This is a genomic window from Bradyrhizobium sp. (genome assembly GCF_049512235.1).
Classification (GTDB): Bacteria; Pseudomonadota; Alphaproteobacteria; order Rhizobiales; family Xanthobacteraceae; genus Bradyrhizobium.
The window spans coordinates 1-5194 of record NZ_JBEKXH010000458.1 but is presented as its reverse complement, the minus strand read 5'-3'; the positions used below and the strand labels follow the sequence as shown (position 1 = coordinate 5194).

The 5194-nt window shown below is 62.0% G+C and carries 3 protein-coding genes; all 3 read right to left on the bottom strand.

Going from position 1 to position 5194, the window contains the following annotated elements:
* Positions 1–1647, bottom strand: a 1647-nt coding sequence (locus ABSG20_RS29295) for a fatty acyl-AMP ligase (RefSeq protein WP_423867950.1), incomplete at its 3' end; no start/stop codon positions are given.
* Between the two features lie 18 nt (positions 1648–1665).
* The gene (locus tag ABSG20_RS29290; protein WP_423867949.1) at positions 1666–2133 is read right to left on the bottom strand and encodes a hypothetical protein; all 468 of its coding nucleotides are present in this window, start codon (positions 2131–2133) and stop codon (positions 1666–1668) included.
* 58 nt (positions 2134–2191) lie between these two features.
* Positions 2192–5194: penicillin acylase family protein (locus ABSG20_RS29285; protein ID WP_423867948.1), on the bottom strand; the 3003-nt coding region annotated here is incomplete at its 5' end.

Sequence of the window (5194 nt, the reverse complement as noted above, 5' to 3'; positions counted from 1 at the left end):
CAGAAAGCGTTCCCGGCAGATCTGGCGTTGGACCTTGCCGCTGGACGTCTTGGGCAAGCTTCCCCACTGCAGGATGGCAACGGCATGAACTGGTATCCCATGTTCGGCCGCCACCGCCTCGCGAATAGCGGAAACAATCTCCGCCAACTCGTCGCTTTCGACGGTTCGCTCGACCTCGGTGACGACAATCAGCCGCTCTTCGCCGTCGAGTTGGATCGAAAAGGCGGCCGTGTGATCCTGCCTCACGCATGCGTGGCTGCTTGCTACGGTCCATTCGATATCCTGCGGATGGTGGTTGATCCCCCGGAAGATCATCAGATCCTTGAGCCGGCCTGTGATGAAAAGCTGGCCATCCCTGAAGAATCCCAGATCCCCGGTGCGCAAGAACGGGCCGGCGCCGGTCTCTCCGAGATAGGCCCGAAAGGTCCGTTCGGTCGCTTCACGCCTGTTCCAGTATCCGAGCGCAACTCCCGGCCCTTTGACCCAAATCTCCCCGACCTGTCCGAAGTTCTGCGGCGTCAGCCGTTCGGGATCCACGATCGCGACGTCCATATCCGGCAGAGCTCGACCGCAGCTGACCCAGGAAGCCGCCCTGCCCTGGCTCGGCAGTTCGGGTCCCCTGCAGATGGCTGGTTCGACCCCAGCACAAGCCGCCGATACCACGAGCGTCGCTTCAGCCAGTCCGTAACAAGGGAAGAACGCTTGCCGGCGAAACCCACAGGGTTCGAAGGCCCTCGCAAAGCGGTCGAGCGTGTCTTCGCGTACCGGCTCAGAGCCGGTGAATGCGACTTTCCAGTGTCTGAGGTCAAGGCGGGCGCGCTGTTCCGGGCTGGTTCTTTCGACGCAGAGCCGATAGGCAAAATCCGGCGCCCCGCTGGTATGCGCGCGATACTGCGCGATGGTTTCGAGCCATCGCGCGGGCCGGCGCAGAAAGGCTGTGGGCGACATGAAGATACAGCAAGAACCTACATAGAAAGGTTGCAGCAGGCCCCCGATCAGCCCCATGTCGTGATGCGGCGGCAGCCAGCTCACGAGCGAGGTACGCGCGCTATGCCCCATCGCGCGGGCTATCATGCCCTCGTTGTACATCAGGTTAGCATGACTGATCATGACGCCGCGGGGCGAAGCCGTCGATCCCGAGGTGTACTGGAGAAATGCGAGAGCCGCACCATCCAGCCACGGCGATCGCCACTCGCTGGCATCGTGACCGACGCAGGCATCGTAGCTCAGCACGCGAAGCGCGCGGCAGCCCGGGAGATCCGTGAATTCGTCCAACCGGCGCACCGTCGAGGCGACAGCAAGCGCAAAACCTGCGTCCGCATCGGCAGCAATGGCCTCCAGCCGGTCGCGGCGCCGCCGGCTTAAAATCGGATAGGCAGGTACCGCGATGGCGCCGGCATATAGACAGCCGAAGAAGCCAACGACGTACTCCAGACCGGGCGGCAGCAGCAGCAAGACCCGCTCGCGCAGGGCTCCAGCAGCCTGCAGACGAGCGGCGACCGATCTCGCCCGCTGGTCGAGCGCACCATATGTCAAAGTGAGGGACTGCTCGCCGTGGTCCGGAAGGAAGATATAGGCAGGCTGTTCAGGCTGCTCGCGAGCCCGAAGTCGCAGCAGGTCCACGAGCGTCGCACACTGGGCTGCCATGGCGTCTTTCGTATCCGATCAAGGATAATCCGCTAGTCGCTTAAGCTCGATGCCGCCCGGGTAGAAAAAATTGAAGATCGGCTGCTCTATGATTTCGGCATAACGCAGCAGCAGAATTCCATATCGCTCCAGGGGACTCTGGCCGCTTTCGATGGTATTCAGTTGCGCGACGCTGATGGCCATACGGCTGGCAAGACTCTCTTCTGTCACTCCGAGCTGTTCGCGGCGGGCCCGGATCAGGCGGCCAGTTTGGCCGCTCTCCTTGCCTGCATCGCGCGCCTTTCCGGACGAACTGATCAGCCTCGACGTCGGTACCTGCAGCGCCATCGCGCAAAGTCCAAGCTTCGGCGGCCACTCTTCGAACAACGGCTCGCCGTCCTCCAGCGCGGCATATTCCTCCGGCCTCAGATCAAGCGCGGCGGCCAGCTCCTGAACCGAAAGATGCTTTCGCTCACGCTCCTTGCGCAGAACGTCGCCAAGTCTCATTGCACTCAAAGTCTCATGGCACTCACGATGTCGAAGGGGATGGTAGAGCTCTCCACTCCTAAGGAGCTCGCAGCTCCGCCAGGATCGCGGTTATCTTCGCTTTCAGCGCAACGATGATGGTGCTGTCACCGGCGACCTCCGCGAGCAGCTTGTTCAGGACAATATCCTTCTGCCGGTCAGTCAGGTCCTGAAGGTCCTTGGCCCCCAGCACCAGCGCGAGTATAGGGTTGGGCGATGAGGCCGCGCCGGGAGCTGGTCCAGGGGCACTCACCGACATCAACGCCATCTCCTTGGAGGCGACCGCCGAGGCACCAGCCGCCCCTCCCCCGGCCCCCGCCGCCGAGGCAGCCGCCGCCCCTCCCCCGGCCCCTGCCGTCTCCGCTGTCGGAAACAACGCCAAGGACTTTGTTGGACGAGGCATCGGCATTGGCATCGGCATAATCGCGGATACCGCCTGCGCTGGCGCGACGCCTGTAGATGAATCCGGGGCAGCAACCGCCGCTCCGCCGGGCGCGCCAGATGACGTCTCTGCCGCCGGGAACATCGCCATCGTCTTTGTCGGACGGGGCATTGGCATTGGCATTGGCATCGGCATAAAGGCGGCTGTCGCCTCCGCCGGCGTGCCGCCGGTGAAGGAACCTGCAGAAGCCCCCGGGCTCTGCGCCAATCCCGTCACCAGCCCCTGGATATCCTTGACCTTGATATTTCCGAGCGGCGTACTGGGATCGAGCTCCCCAAGGAAGTCGAGGGACCCTTCGGCTCCCACCCCGCTCAGGAAGCGCCGAGCGTCGGACAGCTTGACGTCCTTCAGTGTCAATTCGCCAACGTGACCCGCGCCAGGCGCTCCATGTACTTCACCAAGAACCTTGCCAAACGCCGCACCTACGCCCATCTTGGATCTCCCTTGTTTGCTGTTCTCAGAAGCATCCGCAACCAGAGCTTGAACGATTTTTGTCGTTTCGGCAATTGCGTCCCGCGTAAATGGAAAAATTTCCGCGGTCCCGTCAGCCCAATCCGGCAGCTGATCCTTCCAGTGCGGGCTGCTGGGGTCGCCGGATTGTCCCAGCGTCAGCCCTTGCCTGGTTTCATCCCAATTGGCCAGCGACGTCACCAATCGCATCGAAACCCACTCACCGCGGTTCACGGTCGGGTTTTCCGAGCCGCCGGTGTGGCGTGGCATCGGGTCGATCAGGAATACGCTGTCAGACTGGGCCAGCGGGTGCTCAAACCGGATTGGCTCCGACGTTCGAGCCCAGGTCCAAAGTGTCCTGTCAGGTCCATTTTTCTTCTCGAGTTCGGCAATGACGCCCCGGTAGACGGAAAGGAACAGTTCGTCCCAGCTGGCAAATGCCTTGGGAAGCCACGTGCTCGGCTTCTCCCCCAATACATAGTCGATAAAATTTTCGCGGTTGGGCCACCACCAATATCCCCGGGTCCGATCCGGCCCCAGCTTGTCTTCGATGACCGCACGCGAGAACGCGAGCCGCATGGCGGAGGCGAAGGGCATCTCGTGCGAATCGGCCTTGGCGCGGCCATCCCATCCGTTGAACAGGGCGAGCAGTTCGTCCCACTCGGGCACCCCGGGATGGGCGCGCGCGGCCTTGACAATCACCTCGGCGAAAATCACTTCTCCGAAGGAATAGGTATCGCGCTGGATCGCAATCATGCGCTCGATATCGAGATCTTTAGCTCCGTTGAGAAGGTTCCAGATCCTTCGAGCGCGATACGGCCCGTCCCACCCGTGGGTGATAAAGTGCGGGTAGCTTTCTCCGACGATACGATTGTTCGCGGTGACGATGATTCCGGACTCCGGATTGGTGACGTTGGGCAATTCGTCAAAGGGGACGTATCCGCTCCAGCGGCCTCTTTCGGTGGCGCCGTCATAGGGCGCGCTCCCGTCATCGTCTTGGCGCTCCGGGATTTTTCCGACCAGATGGTAGCCGATGTCGCCGTCACGATTGGCCCATACGCAATTCATTGTGGGGCCCCGATACGCGGCGAGCGCCCCGTCAACTTCACCGCTATTGCCGGCCCGATTTAGCCCATGGATGGAAACCAGCTCGGTCGCGTCACGGTCGAATGCCGTCCACCGAAGCGCATAAAGAAAGTTACCGTCGTCGAACACGATCGGACCGTGCCTCGTCACCAGCACCGGGAGCTGACGAAAACTCGTTTCGCCTGAAGCCTCCTTGACCGCGATCCGTTCATTGCGCAGCACCGCCTGTTCCCATCCGTTGGGGGTGCGGTAAACCTGGGGGTCGCTGGGCGAGAAGGTTTCCCGGTAAAGATCCTGTTCGTCTCCACCCAGATTGGTAAAACCCCATGCACAGTAATCGTTATGGCCGATCAGGATGCTGGGCAGCCCGGGGATCGTTGCGCCGGCGACGCGGAGTCCGGGCGCGGACAGATGTGCGAGGTACCACACGCACGGCACCGACGCGTCGAGGTGAGGATCGTTGGCAAGCAGCGGCTTGCCGCTATGGGTAAGTTTGCCGGAGACGACCCAATTATTGCTCGCCGCCTTGAGGCCCGCAGGTCTCATACCGATGCGTTTCAGGCTTCTTTCACGACTTAATACCATCTCCAGCAAGCGGTTGTTGGACTGGCTATCCAGTCGGACGCTGGGCGGCGCCACGGTCAATCGAGCAGTCTGGGCAGCAGTCAGCGCGACCTCGTCGTGACCTACGATCAGGAGATCGAGCGGCGAGTTATTTTGCAGCAGGACGGCGCGGCTGGCCGGAGGAAGATCTGCAAAGCTGGCCCGCATGATGTCGGACATCCAATGCGAGGACATGGATTCGGCGAGCACCTTTCCGACCGCGATGCCGTCCTGTGCGTTCCAGGGCTGAGGCCGAAAATTGAGGATGTGGAATTCCAGCGGCAGCGTGGCCGTGTCGAGCGAATTTATCCGCGCGTTGACGCCGCTTGCAAACCATTGCAGGGTGTGCCGGACCGGCTCCGGGAGCGCGGCCAGAATCTGCCCGCATAGCCCTGCGAAACCGTAGCGCCGAAACTGGTAGTCCTCCTGCAGGAAGTCAGGGCCCAATATTTCGGCGAGTTG